The sequence below is a fragment of the Shinella sp. JR1-6 genome (assembly GCF_004284735.1).
GTDB lineage: Bacteria > Pseudomonadota > Alphaproteobacteria > Rhizobiales > Rhizobiaceae > Shinella.
Genome location: NZ_SHMI01000006.1, coordinates 384,279 through 399,642, shown reverse-complemented (window position 1 = coordinate 399,642; position 15,364 = coordinate 384,279). Strand labels below are relative to the sequence as shown.

At 64.0% G+C, this 15,364-nt stretch carries 15 protein-coding genes; 8 read left to right on the top strand and 7 right to left on the bottom strand.

All coding sequences use genetic code 11. The features are described from left to right. Nucleotides 1-31: 31 nt before the first annotated feature. The 5 genes from hpf to lptC form a co-directional block, all read right to left on the bottom strand. Nucleotides 32-607, bottom strand: coding sequence for a ribosome hibernation-promoting factor, HPF/YfiA family (gene hpf / locus EXZ48_RS14210; protein ID WP_024270231.1), 576 nt, complete (start codon nt 605-607; stop codon nt 32-34). 250 nt (nt 608-857) lie between these two features. Continuing rightward, the gene (gene rpoN, locus EXZ48_RS14205) at nt 858-2,375 is read right to left on the bottom strand and encodes an RNA polymerase factor sigma-54 (protein ID WP_371687658.1); all 1,518 of its coding nucleotides are present in this window, start codon (nt 2,373-2,375) and stop codon (nt 858-860) included. A gap of 200 nt (nt 2,376-2,575) precedes the next feature. Next, a complete protein-coding gene (gene lptB, locus EXZ48_RS14200) occupies nt 2,576-3,373 on the bottom strand; it encodes an LPS export ABC transporter ATP-binding protein (protein WP_371328612.1) in 798 nt (265 codons plus the stop codon). A gap of 27 nt (nt 3,374-3,400) precedes the next feature. Further along, the gene (locus EXZ48_RS14195; protein ID WP_023515898.1) at nt 3,401-3,964 is read right to left on the bottom strand and encodes an LptA/OstA family protein; all 564 of its coding nucleotides are present in this window, start codon (nt 3,962-3,964) and stop codon (nt 3,401-3,403) included. 7 nt (nt 3,965-3,971) lie between these two features. Further along, complete coding sequence (gene lptC / locus EXZ48_RS14190; RefSeq protein WP_130516538.1) at nt 3,972-4,640, bottom strand: LPS export ABC transporter periplasmic protein LptC; 669 nt, start codon at nt 4,638-4,640, stop codon at nt 3,972-3,974. A 212-nt stretch (nt 4,641-4,852) separates the two neighbouring features. Here lptC and sppA point away from each other — a divergent pair, with 212 nt between their 5' ends. Genes sppA through EXZ48_RS14175 form a run of 3 tightly spaced genes read left to right on the top strand, consistent with a single transcriptional unit; the run spans nt 4,853 to nt 6,519 of the window. Further along, on the top strand, nt 4,853-5,803 hold the full coding sequence (gene sppA / locus EXZ48_RS14185; protein ID WP_130516536.1) for a signal peptide peptidase SppA: 951 nt from the start codon (nt 4,853-4,855) through the stop codon (nt 5,801-5,803). Nucleotides 5,804-5,812: 9 nt separating this feature from the next. Continuing rightward, on the top strand, nt 5,813-6,130 hold the full coding sequence (locus tag EXZ48_RS14180; RefSeq protein ID WP_160858077.1) for an integration host factor subunit beta: 318 nt from the start codon (nt 5,813-5,815) through the stop codon (nt 6,128-6,130). A gap of 44 nt (nt 6,131-6,174) precedes the next feature. Further along, nucleotides 6,175-6,519 (top strand): LapA family protein, encoded by a 345-nt coding sequence (locus EXZ48_RS14175; protein WP_023513226.1) that lies wholly within the window; start codon nt 6,175-6,177, stop codon nt 6,517-6,519. Between the two features lie 12 nt (nt 6,520-6,531). Here the strand turns inward: EXZ48_RS14175 and EXZ48_RS14170 are convergent, their stop codons facing one another. Further along, nucleotides 6,532-6,981, bottom strand: a complete 450-nt coding sequence (locus tag EXZ48_RS14170) for a carbon monoxide dehydrogenase subunit G (protein WP_023513225.1) — start codon at nt 6,979-6,981, stop codon at nt 6,532-6,534. A gap of 134 nt (nt 6,982-7,115) precedes the next feature. On the opposite strand from EXZ48_RS14170, the gene EXZ48_RS14165 reads away from it, so the two are divergent. The 5 genes from EXZ48_RS14165 (at nt 7,116) to EXZ48_RS14145 (ending at nt 12,858) form a co-directional block, all read left to right on the top strand. Continuing rightward, nucleotides 7,116-8,183 (top strand): class I SAM-dependent rRNA methyltransferase, encoded by a 1,068-nt coding sequence (locus EXZ48_RS14165; RefSeq protein ID WP_245462053.1) that lies wholly within the window; start codon nt 7,116-7,118, stop codon nt 8,181-8,183. After that, nucleotides 8,180-9,034 carry an RNA methyltransferase gene (locus EXZ48_RS14160; RefSeq protein ID WP_050742817.1) on the top strand — a complete coding sequence of 285 codons (855 nt, stop codon included), beginning with the start codon at nt 8,180-8,182 and terminating at the stop codon, nt 9,032-9,034. The genes EXZ48_RS14165 and EXZ48_RS14160 overlap by 4 nt, the downstream gene beginning before the upstream one ends. Beyond that, a complete protein-coding gene (gene lspA / locus EXZ48_RS14155) occupies nt 9,031-9,522 on the top strand; it encodes a signal peptidase II (RefSeq protein WP_050742646.1) in 492 nt (163 codons plus the stop codon). The genes EXZ48_RS14160 and lspA overlap by 4 nt, the downstream gene beginning before the upstream one ends. Before the next feature lie 56 nt (nt 9,523-9,578). Further along, nucleotides 9,579-11,873 (top strand): ATP-binding protein, encoded by a 2,295-nt coding sequence (locus EXZ48_RS14150; RefSeq protein WP_130516534.1) that lies wholly within the window; start codon nt 9,579-9,581, stop codon nt 11,871-11,873. A gap of 106 nt (nt 11,874-11,979) precedes the next feature. Next, on the top strand, nt 11,980-12,858 hold the full coding sequence (locus tag EXZ48_RS14145; RefSeq protein ID WP_050742645.1) for a GNAT family N-acetyltransferase: 879 nt from the start codon (nt 11,980-11,982) through the stop codon (nt 12,856-12,858). A gap of 134 nt (nt 12,859-12,992) precedes the next feature. Here EXZ48_RS14145 and EXZ48_RS14140 read toward each other — a convergent pair whose 3' ends face one another. Beyond that, a complete protein-coding gene (locus EXZ48_RS14140) occupies nt 12,993-15,278 on the bottom strand; it encodes an NADP-dependent malic enzyme (RefSeq protein ID WP_130516532.1) in 2,286 nt (761 codons plus the stop codon). Nucleotides 15,279-15,364 lie beyond the last annotated feature (86 nt).

The window sequence follows — 15,364 nt, the reverse complement described above, 5'->3', positions numbered from 1 at the left end:
GGCGCCCGTCCCGGCGCCACGCTCCCGTCACTCAGCCTTTGATATTGGCTGGGTCGATCCAGCCAATATTGCCGTCGTTGCGTCGGTAGACGATATTGAGCTGCTCCGAGCCTGCACTGCGGAAAAGAAGAACCGGATCGTCCGTCAAGTCGAGCGCCATGACGGCGCTGGCGACGGACATGGTCCGCAGTTTCTTCGTGCTTTCCGCAACGATGGTCGGCGCGTAGTCCTCGGGAAGCTCGTCGTCTTCCTCGGGGACCGAATCCATCACCGTGTATGCCACTTCTGCAAAGGCATCGTGACCATTGCCGTTGTGGTGATCCTTGAGCTTGCGCTTGTACCGACGCAGGCGCTTCTCGATCCGTTCCGACGCCGATTGGAAGGCCGCCAGGGGATCGTTCGCTTCGCCGTTTGCCTGCAAGGCCATGCCGGTATCGAGGTGTACCTTGCAATCGGCACTGTACCGCGACCCCGCTTTTTCCACGGTAACCTGGCTCGAATATCCTCCGTCGAAATATTTGGTTACGGCCTCTCCGACCTGCTCTTCAATGCGCTGACGGAAAGTTTCGCCGATTTCCATATGTTTACCGGATACACGCACACTCATGGAGGTTTCCTCTCTTTCGTGATTTGCGTGCAACAGTCTATTCCAACCTTATCCACGTTCCAAGCGTTTCACGCATGCGCTGTTTTTTGCATCGCACACTCCAGAAAAGCGGGGATATATCTGGAATTCCGGTCTGCCTTCCCTTCGGAAGTGGGGCGCGCATTAGCCCGTCCCGTTAACGAAGTCAATTCCCGAGTTCACGCAATCTTAACGTCTGTCATACGCAAAGGCCTGATATCCCGGCTTTGCTTCACGACGCGGCGGCTTTGGCCAGCGCCCGCTTTTCCCGCCGCCGCTGCACGGAGGAGGGGATGTTCATCGCCTCGCGGTATTTTGCCACGGTGCGGCGGGCAAGGTCGACGCCGCCCTGACGCAGGACATCGACGATATCGTCGTCCGAGAGCACCGCGTCGGGCTGCTCCTGGGCGATCATGGTGCGGATGCGGTGGCGCACGCTTTCGGCCGAATGGGAATCACCGCCTTCCGCCGAGCCGATCGAGACCGTGAAGAAATATTTCAGCTCGAAGAGCCCGCGCGGCGTCAGCATGTACTTGTTCGAGGTGACGCGGCTCACCGTCGATTCGTGCATCTTGATCGCCTCGGCGACCGTCTTCAGGTTCAGTGGGCGCAGGTGGTCGACCCCGTACATCAGGAAGGCATCCTGCTGGCGCACGATCTCGGTCGCCACCTTCATGATGGTGCGGGCGCGCTGGTCGAGGCTGCGCGTCAGCCAGTTGGCTGTCTGCAGGCATTCGTTGAGGAAGCCGGCATCTGCGCTGTCGCGGCGCGTACGGCTGGAGACGGAGGCGTAATAGTCGCGGTTGACGAGCACGCGCGGCAGTGTGTCGGCATTGAGCTCGACATGCCAGGTTCCGTCCGGTGCAGCGCGCACGACGATATCAGGCACCACGGCCTCCGAGGCGCTGTTCTCGTAGCGCGTGCCGGGTTTGGGATCGAGCTTGCGGATTTCCGCCAGCATGTCGATGAGGTCCTCCTCGCCGACGCCGCAGAGTTTCTTCAGTGTTGCGAAATCGCGTCGGGCGAGCAGTTCGAGGTTGTCGACGAGCGCGGCCATGGCCGGATCGAGCCGGTCCTTCGCCTTCAGTTGGATGGCGAGGCATTCGCTGAGCGAGCGGGCAAAGACACCGGGCGGATCGAGTTCCTGCAGGCGGTAGAGCACGCGATCGACGTCAGCCACCGGTTTGCCGAGGCGCAACGCCGTCTCGGCCGTGCTGCCCTGGAGATAGCCGGCCTCGTCGAGCTGGTCGACGAGATACTGGGCGACCAGTCGATCGACTGCATCGGGAAGGATGAAGGGAATCTGCTCGTTCAGCACATCGCGCAGCGTCTTGCGGGTCGCCACGAAGTCATCGAGGTCGTAACCTTTGCTGTCCTCGCCGCCGCCAGGCATGGATTTCCACTGGCCGATGAGCTCCGGCGCGTCGGCGGCGCGGGGGCCGGCATCGTCGGGAAAGATGTTTTCGAGGCCGCCGTCAAGCGTTTCGGGCGCGCTACCGGCGCTGCCGCTGGTCGCGTTGTCATAAAGATCCGGCTGGAAGCCTTCTTCGCCGCTGCTGCCTTCTGCATGGCCGCGATCTTCGCTCGGCAAGGCATAATCCTCGCTGCCGCGTTCGTTTTCCCGCGCGCCCTCCTCACCGGAGGCGATCTCCAGGAGCGGATTCTTTTCGACTTCCTGCGCGATAAACTGGTTGAGCTCGACATGAGTCATCTGCAGAAGCTGGATGGACTGCATGAGCTGGGGGGTCATCACCAGCGACTGGTTCTGGCGCAGGAAAAGGCTGGCTGCGAGTGCCATGCGGACGCTCTACTCCCCGGAAAAGCAGCCTCCGACCGACAGGATCCAGGAGGCGAAATCCAACTGGCCCAAAAATTGCTTTTTTGATGGGTTTGGTCAAGCGCCAGCCGCGAACTTGGTGAAAATCGCAGCGATCACGCATGGGGTTTGCGTCAGAGGCTGAAATTATCGCCAAGATAGAGGCGGCGCACATCCGGATTGGCGACGATATCGTTCGCCCGGCCATGGGTCAGCACTTCGCCGGCATGGATGATATAGGCGCGGTCGATGAGGCCCAGCGTCTCGCGCACATTGTGGTCGGTGATGAGGACGCCGATGCCGCGCGAGGTGAGATGGCGCACCAGCGCCTGGATGTCGGCGACGGAAATCGGATCGACACCGGCAAAGGGTTCGTCGAGCAGCATGAAGGTCGGGTCGGTCGCAAGAGCCCGGGCAATTTCGAGACGTCGCCGCTCGCCGCCCGACAGCGCGATGGCCGGCGACTTGCGCAGGTGCGAGATCGAGAATTCGGCAAGCAGGCTGTCGAGCTTCTGCTCGCGCCGGGCCTTGTCCTTGTCGTGCACTTCCAGAACCGCCCGGATGTTCTCCTCCACCGTCAGCCCGCGAAAGATCGAGGCTTCCTGCGGCAGATAGCCGACGCCGAGACGCGCGCGCCGATACATCGGCATGGTCGTGACGTCGTTGCCGTTGATCTCGATCGAGCCCACATCGACAGGCACGAGACCGGTGATCATGTAGAAACAGGTCGTCTTGCCTGCACCGTTCGGGCCGAGCAGGCCGACGGCCTCGCCGCGGCGCACGACGAGCGACACGCCGTTGACGACACAGCGGTCGCGATAGCTCTTGGTCAGCCCGCGGGCAATGAGGGTCCCGTCGTAGCGCGAAAGATCGGCGCTGCGCTGGGGCTCCGGCGCAGCCTTCCTTGGGCGGCGCGTCAGACGGGAGAGCAAAGAGGAGGACACGGTTCGGGCGCTATATCAGTTCGTGGTCTTGCGGGACTTGGGGTCGAGCTGGATCATGACACGGCCGCCGCAGGCGTCGAGCTTGGCCTCGCCCGTGCGCATGGTCACGGTCAGCTGGCAGCCGACGAAGACGTTCTTGCCCTCCGACAGAACGACCTTCTCGCCCTTGAGAAGCAGGGTCTCGTTGACGAGGTTGAACGTGCCGGTGTCGGCTGTCGCTTCCTGCGTGCCGGATTTCAGGTAGACCTTTTCCGAAACGTCGATCTTCTCGATGTCCGCATCGCCGCTGGCCACCGAACCGCCACCGCCGGCAGCGTAGTAGACGACCATCTTGCCCGCCTGCAGCGTGGTCGTACCCTGCACGACCTTCACATTGCCGGAAAACTCGGCCTTGTTCTCCTGGTCGCGGATCTCGAGCTTGTCGCTCTGGATCTGGATCGGCTTGTCGTTCGACAGCTGCATGCCCTTCATGCGGCTCGACGTCTGCTGGGCGCCCGCGGGAACCGAGATCAGCGCGAGGCTTGCGGCAAGAACGGAGATGCTGGCGGCCCGGAGCGGGGCGGAGAGAGTGGCGAACATGGCGCTCTTACTTTTCTCGGTTGCGGATGGCGGCGGGGTCGACGTCGACGACGACCTTGCCCTCGAAGACGACGATCCGGCCTTTATCCGTCATTCTCAGCGACTGCGCAACAATGGATGCTTCGCGCGAGCGGATGGAAACCGGCTCCTGCGTCGACATGTTGCCGCCGTCGATATCGAGATGGGCGGAGCGGAAGGCGGCTTCGAGGCCGGTGCTGAGGCTGATGGTGAAGGGGGCGATCATGTCGAGCAGGTTCTTGCCACGGTCGTAGACCCCGGTGGCGGCGACGACTTCAGCAATCGTGCTTTCGTTGACCGGCACCTTCGCCTTGATGTTTTCCAGCGTCAGCACGTCCGGCTGCTTCATGTCCTGAAGTGCGCGCTCGGCTTTCATGGAGTAGCTGACGCCATCCTTGTTGCGGCCGGAAATCGCCGGATTGCGCATCACGATCTTGCCGTCCTCGATGGTGGCGCTTTCCACCTGCAGGTTGGACGGAACATAGGTGCGCACGATGGAGACGATGACGAAGATGACGCCGATGACGATGGCGGCGACCGGCAGGGCGACCTTCAGGAAGCGCACGCGGGCAGAATGCCGCGTCGCGAGGCGGTAAGCCTCGGCGGAAGCGCCTACGCCCTGTGCACCCGACGGTGCTTCTGTCACGGTGTCCAGCATTGTGCCTGCAAGATAGAGTGCCGATATGGCCTTCGCTGCGAAACGAGGGGTCCTGTCGATAACGGGCCCCATATGGCGATTATTCCTCAACAAACAATGTCTGCCCAGGAAAGTTCAGCGACGAATTGCCATTTGCGTCTGGAATGCCATATCGATAGGGCCTTCGGCAAGCCACCCCGCAACCGGGCGGCCACCAGAATTAGGGACAGGGAATGGATCACTCCGCCATCGCCGACCGCCGGCAGCTCCGCCGCAAGCTGACCTTCTGGCGCATCGCCGCCATCGGGATAGCGCTTTTTGCCGTCTTCGCCGCGGCCGCCTGGCGCTGGCCGGATAGCGGCGCACGCGACCATATCGCCCGCGTCAGCATCACCGGCATCATCCAGGACGATGCCGAACTCTTGGAACGCCTCGACCGCATCGCCCGCAACGATCGGGCGAAGGCGCTGGTCGTGACGATCTCCTCGCCCGGCGGCACCACCTATGGCGGCGAGGTGATCTTCAAGGCGCTGCGCAAGGTGGCGGAAAAGAAGCCCGTCGTCTCCGACGTGCGCACGCTCGCTGCTTCCGCCGGTTACATGATCGCGACGGCCGGCGACACGATCATCGCGGGCGAAAGCTCGATCACCGGCTCGATCGGCGTGCTCTTCCAGTATCCGCAGATGAAGGAACTGATGGACAAGATCGGGGTCTCGCTCGAGGAGATCAAATCCGCACCTCTGAAGGCCGAACCCTCGCCGTTCCATCCGGCCAGCGAGGAGGCCAAGACGATGATCCGCGCCATGGTGATGGACAGCTACGACTGGTTCGTCGACCTCGTCGTCGAGCGCCGCAAATTGCCGCGCGCCGAGGTGCTGCGCCTTGCCGACGGCAGCATCTTCACGGGTCGCCAGGCGCTTGCCGCCAAGCTCGTCGACCAGCTCGGCGGTCCTGAAGAGATTCGCGCCTATCTCGAAGAGCGCAAGGTATCGGCCGATCTTCCCTTCGTGGATTATCGATCGACGAACCGCTCGGGCTTCTCCTTCATGGGCGCCAGTCTGCGCGACTTTGCTCGCTCCATTCTCGGCCTGCCGCTCGACTTTCAACCGACGATCGAAAAGCTGACCGGCGAAAAGTTGTTTCTTGACGGTCTGGTCTCGGTTTGGCAGGTTGATCGCGATTGAAAAACAAGAATTTTTGAGGGGGATACTGTGATCAAGTCGGAACTGGTTCAGATTGTCGCCGCGCGCAATCCCCACCTTTACCACCGCGACGTCGAGAACATCGTCAACGCGGTGCTCGATGAGATCACCGATGCGCTCGCCGGCGGAAACCGGGTGGAGCTGCGCGGCTTCGGCGCCTTCTCCGTCAAGAACCGCCCTTCTCGCTCGGGGCGCAACCCGCGCACGGGCGATGCGGTCTTCGTCGAGGAGAAGTGGGTTCCCTTCTTCAAGACCGGCAAGGAGCTGCGCGAGCGGCTGAACCCCGGCCAGGCCGACCAGGACGACTAAAGCGCGGGCGCCCGACCGGCGCCTTGCGCCAGAAAGGTGACGCCATGATCAAGAGAGTAGTCAACATCCTCGTGCTCATCCCGATCGGCATCGTGCTGATCGTGCTGTCGGTGGCGAACCGGCAATCGGTGACGCTGGCGCTCAATCCGTTCCGGCCGGAAGACAGCGTGCTCTCCGTCACCGCGCCGTTCTTCGTCTATCTCTTCCTCGCGGTGATCTTCGGCCTGGTGATCGGCTCGCTCGCCACCTGGTTCACCCAGGGCAAATACCGCAAGCGTGCCCGCATCGAGGCGAGCGAAGCCGTCAAGTGGCACGGCGAGGCGGAAAAGCACAAGACGCGCGCCGAGGCCATCGCCTCGCAGGCAATGCTGCCGGTTTCCGGGAAGTAGGCGCTTCCCGCGTCAGGCCGCGCCCCCGTTCAGCTTTGTGCCGAGATCGGCAAAGAATTGCGTCGCGAGCTTCTTCGACGTCGAATCGATGAGACGTGAGCCGAGCTGCGCGAGCTTGCCGCCGATCTGTGCCTTGACGTCATAGGCGAGAATCGTGCCGTCGCCGTCCTCGGTGAGCCGCACATCCGCGCCGCCCTTGGCAAAACCCGCAATGCCGCCCTTGCCTTCGCCGGAGATCGTGTAGCTCTCGGGCGGGTTGAGGTTCGACAGCGTCACTTCGCCGCTGAAGCTGGCAGAGACGGGGCCGATCTTGATCTTCACGGTGGCTTCCAGCTCGTTCGGTGATTTCATGGTGAGCGACTGACAGCCCGGGATACAGGCCCTCAGTACATCCGGATCGTTGAGTGCCGCCCAGACGGCCTCGCGCGGGGCAGCAATGCGTTCTTCGCCGGACATGTCCATGATCGATCCTCCTTCATTGAAGCAAAACTATCGCAATCGGAAAGCGCTTTGCCAAGTGGGGGAGGGATGGTATGGGGACCGCTTGTTTTCCGGCATTGCCGGCAAGAAATTCAACCGACGACGGACGATCGATCGTGAAGGACAGACACCGCCGGCCGAAGAGCGGCCCCGCCGCGCCCGCCAGGGCGCGCGTCGAGAAGGTCCCGGCCGCAAAGGCCTCCGCCCCGCCGAAGAGGGAGCCGCGCTCGGCTCCCGAGGCGCCGGCACGCCCGTTGATGCGCCGCGAGGGCGAAAAGCCGGCCGAGCGCGTGCCGGTCATCCTGGAAACCGCGGGCTCCGACCAGTATCGCCTGATCGACAGCGGCGCCGGCGAAAAGCTCGAACAATACGGCCCTTACCGCATCGTGCGGCCGGAAGCGCAGGCGCTCTGGCAATGCAGCCTCCCGGGCATCTGGGACAAGGCGGACGCGCTTTTCACCGGCGATACGGACGAGGACGGCATGGGGCGCTGGAAATTCCCCAAGGCCGCGCTCGGCGAGACCTGGCCGATGCACTTGCTCGGCGTCGATTTCCACGGCCGCTTCACCGCCTTCCGCCATGTCGGCGTCTTCCCGGAACAGCTCGCCCACTGGAGCTGGATGAAGGAGAAGGTCGAAACGGCCGGCCGGCCCGTCAAGGTGCTCAACCTCTTCGGCTATACCGGCGTCGCCTCGCTGGTCGCCGCCAGCGCCGGTGCGGAAGTCACCCATGTCGATGCCTCCAAGAAGGCGATCGGCTGGGCGCGCGAGAATCAGACGCTCGGCCGCATGGAAAAGCTGCCGATCCGCTGGATCTGCGAGGATGCGATGAAGTTCATCCAGCGCGAGGAGCGCCGCGGCAGCAAATACGACATCATCCTGACCGATCCGCCGAAATTCGGCCGCGGCCCGAACGGCGAGGTCTGGCACCTCTTCGACCATCTGCCGCTGATGCTGGACGTCTGCCGGGAAATCCTGTCGCCCAAGGCGATCGGTCTCGTGCTGACGGCCTATTCGATCCGCGCGAGCTTCTACTCCATCCACGAACTGATGCGCGAGACCATGCGCGGTGCCGGCGGCACAGTGGAATCGGGCGAGCTCGTCATACGCGAGAGCGGCCCTGACGGCAGGGATGCCGGACGTGCGCTCTCCACCTCCCTCTTCAGCCGATGGGTCAGCGCATGAGCCACGATCATTCTCCCACGCGCCGTGTCGGCCAGGTGAAGGAGGTGACGAGCCTTTCGAACCCGATCGTCAAGGACATCAAGGCGCTCGCCAACAAGAAGGACCGCGACGAGACGAAAAGTTTCATGGCGGAAGGCCTGAAGCTGGTCATCGACGCGCTGGAGCTCGGCTTCGAGATCCGGACGCTGGTCTATGCCAAGAACGTCAAGGAAAAGCCCCAGGTCGTGCAGTGCGCGACGAAGACGGTGGCGCGCGGCGGACTGGTGCTGGAAGTCAGCGAGAAGGTGTTGGCCTCGATCACCAGACGAGACAATCCGCAGATGGTCGTCGGCATCTTCACCCAGCGCTGGACGCCTCTCCGGGACCTGAAGCCGCAGACCGGCGAAACCTATGTCGCGCTCGACCGGGTGCGCGATCCCGGCAATCTTGGAACGATCATCCGCACGGCAGATGCGGCGGGCGCAAGCGGCGTCATCCTCGTCGGCGAGGCGACCGATCCGTTCTCGATGGAGACCGTGCGCGCTACGATGGGCTCGGTCTTCGCCGTGCCGCTGGTCAAGACGAACGTTGCCGACTTCCTCGCCTGGAAGAAGGCGGCGGGTGTCGAGGTCGTCGCGACCCACCTTGCCGGCGCCGTCGATTACCGCACCATCGATTACAGGAAGAAACCCGTCGTTCTCCTGATGGGCAACGAGCAATCCGGCCTGCCGGACGAGCTGGCCCGGGCAGCGGATGCGCTTGCCCGCATCCCGCAGGCTGGCCGCGCCGATTCGCTCAATCTTGCCATCGCCACCGGCATCATGCTCTTCGAAGCCCGCCGTCACCTGCTGACGCTGGAAGCCCGCGCATGAGCGAACGCATTCCGCTGATGTCCCGGCCGATACCTGTCGTCGTCGTCATCCTCCTGGCGCTCGCCGTCGACCAGGTGGTGAAGTTCGCCGTCGAGATGTGGCTTCCCTTCCAGGAAGCGGTGCATGTGATGCCGATGCTGGCGCTCTACCGCACCTACAACTACGGCGTCGCCTTCTCGATGCTCTCGGGCATGGAGACCTGGTTCATCATCGCGCTGCGGCTCTTCGTCGTCGGCTTCGTCGTGTGGCTCTGGCGCCAGACGCCGAAGGCGCGGGGCGTCGCCCATGCCGGTTATGCCTTCATCATCGCAGGCGCCTTCGGCAACATCATCGACAAGGTCATCTTCGGCTACGTCATCGACTACGTGCTTTTCTATACGGAAACCTGGTCCTTCGCGGTGTTCAACCTCGCCGACACGTTCATCACCATCGGCGCTGCACTGGTCATCCTCGATGAACTCCTCCTGCTGCGCCGGCGCGATCGTTAAAATTCGAACGACTTGCTGAAGCCGATTTGAACGGTCCGCGTGTTATGCGGACGGTCATGAGCGAACCTGTGAAGCTACAAGACCGGCTCAAGGCCGAATTTGTCGAAGCGCCGCGCCCTTCCGGCCGTACACGCACACAGACGGATGCGGCGGCCGATCCGCAAGCCGTTGCGGCGACGGTGCCCGCCCCCAAGTCCGAGCCGGAAAGCCATGCGATGGTCCGCAGCATGGTCGCCGGCGTCGGCCTGCTGTTCGGTGCGTTCGTGCTGGCCACCGGCATTGCCGCCGGGTTCTACATCGCCGCTGTCGTGCTCGGCCTGGCCGGTATTGCCGGTGGGGTCTTCCTCTTGCGCGCGCATCGACCGGCATCCGGCATCGAGACGACACATGACCGCTCCTGGGAGCGTAGCGAGACCTCTGAAATCCTCTCCGCCATCCATGACGTGCTCGGCGACATCGTCGTCATGCGCGCGCTCGATGGCCGCATTCTCAGCGCCAATGCCGTTCTCAGCGACCTGACGGGTGCAAGCGAGGTCGTCGGGCGAACCTGCGAGGGGCTCGGCCTCACCTTCCGCTCACAGGCCATCGCCCATCGCTACGACGTCGATGTCGAGGGCCCGGCGGGCAAACGCATCTATTCCTGGCACGATGTCACGGTGCGCGATCCCGTATCCGGCGATCTCGTCGTGCATTCCATTGCCCGTGATGTCACCGAAGAGCGCCGTGCCGAGGGTGAGCGCGAGCGCGCCCGCCAGCGCGCCGAGGAGGCGAGCGCGGCAAAGTCCCGCCTGCTCGCCACCGTCAGCCATGAGATCCGCACGCCGTTGTCGGGCATCCTCGGCATGTCGCATCTCATCGGCCAGACACGGCTGACGGCCGAGCAGAAGAACTACCTTGCCGGCATGCGCCAGTCCGGCCACGCGCTCGTCCAGCTCGTCGATGATCTTCTCGACTTTTCCACCATCGAGGCTGGCCGCTTCCAGCTGCGCCCCTCGGAAGAGCCGGTCCGGCCGATGCTGGAAAGCGTCGTGGAAATGCTCTCCCATCGTGCCCACGAAAAGGGTATCGAGATCGGCTCCTACGTTTCGCCCGACGTGCCGGGCCTTCTCCTCTATGATGCGCCGCGCCTGCGCCAGGTGCTCTACAACGTCGTCGGCAATGCGGTGAAATTCACCCACACGGGTGGTGTCCTTCTGGAAACCACGCTCGATCGCGGCGCCGTTATCATCCGCGTCACTGACAGCGGGCCCGGCATGAATGCCGAGGAACAGGCACGTATCTTCCATGAGTTCGAGCAGACCGGAAGTGCCGCCCAGCGCAGCGGCGGCACCGGCCTTGGCCTTGCCATTTCTGCCCGCATCCTCAGTGAGGCCGGTGGTGCGCTGACGCTTGAAAGCACGCCCGGCAAGGGCAGTACCTTCACCATCCGCATGCCGGTCGATCGTCCGCACAAGGTCGCGGGTGCGGGCGGTGCGCGCAAGGGCGTTCTGAAGGGCAGCGTGGTCTTCCTTCTGGCGCCCGCCGGCCCGGCCTCCAGGGCGCTGGTGCGTACCATCGCTGCGCTCGGCGGCACTTGCCATCTGGCGACAGGTCTCGACGAGGCGCTCGACCTTGCCCAAGGCCTTGCCGGCAAGCGGGTCGAGCTGACCGACATCATCGTCGACAACCGCCTTGCCGGCGTGTTTCGCCGGGAGCTTGCCGACATTGCGATGTTCCGCGACAGCCGTGCGCGCCGGATCTATCTCGTCAATCCGGAGGAGCGCAGCGGCCGCGCGATCGGCAATGGCGAAGGCTACGATTCCTGGCTCATCCGACCTCTGCGCGAACGCTCGCTGGTCGAGGTGCTGCGCGGCCGCATGAAGGGCATCGAGGTGCGCGATGCGATCAACGACAATCGCCCGATCCTGAAGGATCTGCCGCCCTCCGCCGCCGAGCCGGTAGAGGCAGCCCCGACGGGTGCGCGCATCCTTCTCGCCGAAGACGATCCGGTCAATGCCATGCTGGTGCGCTCGGTGCTCGAGCGGGCCGGCCATATCGTACGCCATGTGCCGGACTATCCGGCCCTTGTCTCCGCGCTTGCGGGGGCGACGGATGCAGGACCCTTTGCCGCCGATCTCATCCTCACCGATCTCGGCATGCCCGGCGGCGAGGGCAAGGAGATGATCACCCGCATCGTGCGGTGCGATTACGGCAATGCCCGCCTGCCGGTTGTCGTGCTGACGGCGGACAGCCGGACGGGGCTGCACGAGGAGCTTCTGGCGACAGGCGCCGATGCCGTGCTGGCCAAGCCCGCCGATCCCGTTCAGTTGATTGCGGAAATCGCCCGCCTCGCCCGGCGCGCATCCGCCTGATCTTCGCCGGCTTACGGCTTTTCGCTATCCAAGCAGGCCTTGCGTCATTATCTTGTTGCAGAATCGTGGTTAAAACCGCGAAGTTTCGTTTGACGGGTACACTGCCATGACGCTCGACCTCGCCCAGACCATCGCACCGGCAGAGATTCTCCAGAAGACGGCCCCGGCCGCGGGCCGCTCGGGTACGGATGTGCTCGGCCGCATCGGCAATCTCGAAACACGCATCGCCCGTTCGGTCACGGAAATCGACGCAGCCCAGGCCGTGCGCTACCGCGTTTTCGCCGAGGAGATGCAGGCGAAGCTTTCGCCGGACGCCGTTCGCCGCAAGCGCGATATCGACGCCTGGGACATGGTCTGCGACCATCTCCTCGTGCTCGACACCTCGATCGAGGGCGATGCGGAAGAACAGATCGTCGGCACCTACCGCCTGCTGCGCCAGGACGTCGCCGCGGTCTCCGGCGGTTTCTATTCCCAGTCGGAATTCGACGTCGACGCGCTGATCGCGCGTCATCCGGAAAAGCGCTTCATGGAGCTTGGCCGGTCCTGCGTGCTGCCGGCCTACCGCACCAAACGTACGGTGGAACTGCTCTGGCAGGGCAACTGGGCCTATTCGCTGAAGCACGGCATCGATGTGATGTTCGGCTGCGCCTCCTTCCACGGCATCGTGCCGGAGGAGCATGCGCTGGCGCTATCCTTCCTGCACCACAACGTGCTGGCGAAGGACGAATGGACCGTTTCGGCCCGGCCGGAACTCTTCCGCACCATGGACCTGATGCCGTCGGAAGGTATCGACACGCGCAAGGCGCTGTCGGCATTGCCGCCGCTCATCAAGGGCTATCTGCGCCTTGGCGCGACTGTCGGCAGCGGTGCCGTCGTCGATCACGGCTTCAACACGACGGACGTTCTGATCGTGCTGCCGATCGGCAAGATCTCGGGCCGCTACCTCAATTACTACGGCGCGGATGCCGGGCGTTTCGCCAGCTAAACAGTTTCATTGAAGGTCAGCATAGTCTGATTTGTCGCCCGTTCCCGACCTCCGGGACGGGCGGCTTTTTTGCGTTCGCGGCAGGGGCGAAGGCAAGGCGTTCCCGCAGCGGCGTGCGGGAACGCTCCGGCGTGTCAGACACCGGAATTATAGGCCGCCAGCGCCGCCATGTTGACGATGTCGCTGTCCTTTGCGCCCATCGAGACGATCTGCACCGACTTGTCGAGACCGACGAGCAACGGGCCGATCACCGTCGAGCCGCCGAGTTCCTGCAGCATCTTCGTCGAGATCGATGCCGAGTGGAACGCCGGCATGACGAGCACGTTGCCCGGGGCGGAGAGGCGGCAGAACGGATACTGCTCCATGATGCGCGGGTTTAGCGCCACATCGGCGGCCATCTCGCCGTCATACTCGAAATCGACGCGGCGGCGGTCGAGGATCTTCACCGCTTCACGCACCCGTTCCGAGCGCTCGCCAGAGGGGTGGCCGAAGGTGGAGTAGGCAAGCATGGCGACGCGCGGCTCGTAGCCGAGGCGGCGGGCGAGACCGGCCGCTTCCTCCGCGATGTCGGCCAGCTCCTCCGAAGAGGGCATGTCGTGCACCGCGGTGTCGGCGACCAGCACGGCACGGCCGCGGCAGAGCGCGAGCGACGCACCGATGACCCGGTGGCCGGGCTTGGCGTCGATGCAGCGGCGCACGTCTTCCAGCGCGGTGGAATAGTTGCGGGTGAGGCCCGTCACCATGCCGTCCGCATCGCCGAGCGCCACCATGCAGGCCGCGAAATGGTTGCGGTCGTTGTGGATCAGGCGCTGGGCGTCGCGATAGAGGAAGCCCTTGCGCTGCAGGCGGGCATAGAGATAGTCGATATAGACGTTGTTGCGCTTGGAGATGCGGGCATTGACCAGCTCGATGCCGGGCCGGTCGAGATCGATGCCGGCACGTTCCGCCGTCTCGCGGATGTGTTCCTCGCGGCCGAGCAGGATGGCGGTGCCGAGCTGCTGGTTGGCATAGGACACGGCGGCGCGCATCATCTGCTCTTCCTCACCCTCCGCAAAGACGACACGCTTCGGCTGGCGGCGCACGCGGGCATAGATCTGCTGGAGCGTCGAGGCGATCGGGTCGCGGCGTGCCCTGAGGTCACGAGCGTAGGCGTCGAGGTCGGGAATGTTCTTGCGCGCGACGCCGGTTTCCATCGCGGCCTTGGCGACGGCGACGGGGATCGCCGAGATGAGGCGCGGGTCGAAGGGCACGGGAATAATGTACTGCGCGCCGAAACGCGGGCGCACGCCCTGATAGGCGGCGGCGACGTCATCCGGCACGTCTTCCTTGGCGAGATGGGCAAGCGCCTCGGCCGCAGCGATCTTCATCGCGTCGTTGATCGTGGAGGCGCGCACGTCGAGCGCGCCGCGGAAGATGTAGGGGAAGCCGAGGACGTTGTTGACCTGGTTCGGGTAGTCCGAGCGGCCGGTCGCCACGATCGCGTCGTCGCGGATGCGGGCAACCTCTTCCGGGGTGATTTCCGGGTCGGGATTGGCCATAGCAAAGATGATCGGCCGCGGCGCCATGGCGCGGATCATCTCCTCCGAAAGCGCGCCCTTGGCCGAAAGGCCGAAGACAACGTCGGCGCCTTCCATGGCTTCGGTGAGCGTACGGCGGTCGGTCTTGACGGCGTGGGCGGACTTCCACTGGTTCATGCCGTCTTCGCGGCCCTGGTAGATGACGCCCTTGGTGTCGCAGAGAATGACGTTTTCGGGCGAAAAGCCCATTGCCTTGATGAGTTCGATACAGGCGATGGCGGCTGCGCCCGCGCCGTTGCAGACGAGCTTCGTCGTCTTGAAGTCGCGGCCGGTCAGCGCCAGCGCGTTGATGAGGCCGGCGGCGGCGATGATGGCGGTGCCGTGCTGGTCGTCGTGGAAGACCGGGATGTCCATCAGTTCGCGCAGGCGCTGCTCGATGATGAAGCAGTCGGGTGCCTTGATGTCCTCGAGGTTGATACCGCCGAAGGAGGGGCCGAGGTAGCGCACGCAGTTGATGAACTCGTCGACATTTTCGGTATCGACCTCGAGGTCGATGGAATCGACATCGGCAAAGCGCTTGAAGAGCACTGACTTGCCTTCCATGACCGGCTTGGAGGCGAGAGCGCCGAGATTGCCGAGGCCGAGGATGGCGGTGCCGTTGGAGATGACGGCGACCATGTTGCCGCGTGTCGTATAGTCGTAGGCGGTCGCCGGATCCGCAGCGATGGCCTTCACCGGTACCGCGACGCCCGGCGAATAGGCCAGCGAAAGGTCGCGCTGTGTCGCCATCGGCTTGGTCGGCGTGATCTCAAGCTTTCCGGGGCGCCCGGACGAGTGGAAATCCAGTGCCTCCGTGTCGGTGACTGTTGCCCTCTGGCGGTCGGATTTGTCGGTTCCCGGCATGCTTCCCCCTTCACACTCCTGTGGGCGATAGGCCCATAACTCCTCGCAGGTGTTGTTTTCTATAGCGCCCCGTGGCTAGGGTGACA